Genomic DNA, 1468 nt, shown 5'->3' on the forward strand with positions numbered 1-1468 from the left:
GTACTCCAGTTGTAGATCCGTTTTGTCATGATTCTTGGGCTGCCTGTCTGCGGTAGTGGCAGTGCAGAGCCCGTGCCTGGTGGGAGCGTCTGAACACCGACCAGGCCAACACGTGCTCTGGATGGAGCTCGGGCGGAAACAGCGCCTCCAGCAGACGGGCGATCTCGTTGCAGGTCAACGCGACCAGCCCCTCCGGGGCCGGGTGGTGGCGGGCTTCCCGGAGGCGACAGGCAGCGAGGAACCCGTAGGCGACCATGACCAGCAGGCTCCATCTGTGCCAGGACGTCCACGTCCTGACCTGGTGCTCGTCCAACCCGGCCAGGCCCTTGCCCTGAGCGAAGGACTCCTCCACCCGCCACCGGCGCCCGGCCACCGCCACCAGGCGCCCCAGGGACACCACCTCCGGGGCATAGCAGTGGAAGAACGCCAGCTCGGCGGTGGTTCGGTTACGGCGGATCAGCACCCACCGCACTCCGTCGGAGTCAGCAACATCGTCGATGAGCGCCCAGTCGTAGAACCGCTGCCCCTTGGCCCCGGCCCCGGCGGAGCGCTTCTGCCACGCCTGGGTCGGGACCAGGACGGCCAGCTCCTTGACGGTGAGGGGTTCGCGCGGCGTCGTGATCGTGTCGGTGGCGGCCATCTCCATCACGTACCCCACCCGGTGTTTCTCCAGGTAGGCGCGCAGGTCGGGGTTGCGTCCGTAGACCTCGTCGCCGGCGACCCACGCGTGGGGGACGTGCTCCAGGGCGGCGGCGATCATCTGGCGGGCCAGTTCCGGCTTGGTGACGAAGCCAACGTCGGTGGGTACCCCCGCCGTGGCCAGTCGGGCGGCGTCCTCGCTCCAGGAGGAGGGCAGGTAGAGGCGGTGGTCGATCAACGCGTGGGCGTCAGGAGTGGTGTAGGCGAGGTAGACCGCGACCTGGCAGTTCTCGATCTGCCCTGTCACACCGGTGTACTGGCGGGACACGCCGACGGTGTCACGGCCCTTCTTGATATCGCCGGTCTCGTCCACGACCAGGACCACGTCGTCGGTGCCCAGGCACCTGATGACGTAGCTGCGCAGGGCGGCGGCCAGGGCGTTCTCGTTCAGGTGGGCCCGGGCCAGTAGGTGCTGCATTCGGTAGGGGGCGCCGTGTCCGGCGTGCTCGGCCAGGGTCCAGCAGTTCTTGCGGGTGAGAGGGGCCAGCAGAGCTCGGATCAGGTCGCGGGCGGTGGAACGGGTCTCGGGCCGGGCCAGGTGCGGGTTCACGGCCGTGTCGATGACTTCGTTCAGCAGGTGCGGCCACCGCTGGGCCGCTACGCTGGTGGCCGTGGCCACCGCCTGTTTGTTCGTTGTCTTCACAACCATCGATGATCGGGTGGTGGCCGTTGCTGTGTCCGGTGAATGGCCAGATCAGCGCGGTCGAACGGCACCGAACTCCCGCGAACGTGATCAACACGGTTCAAACCAGAAGTCCAACTGGAGTAC

At 67.6% G+C, this 1468-nt stretch carries 1 protein-coding gene; it reads right to left on the minus strand.

Features of this window, described 5'->3' with window-relative positions:
- Nucleotides 1-25: 25 nt before the first annotated feature.
- Nucleotides 26-1318, minus strand: coding sequence for an IS701 family transposase (locus DVR05_RS25780; RefSeq protein WP_232832340.1), 1293 nt, complete (start codon nt 1316-1318; stop codon nt 26-28).
- Between the last annotated feature and the right edge of the window lie 150 nt (nt 1319-1468).

It is taken from the genome of Nocardiopsis sp. FIRDI 009 (assembly GCF_003386285.1).
GTDB lineage: Bacteria > Actinomycetota > Actinomycetes > Streptosporangiales > Streptosporangiaceae > Nocardiopsis.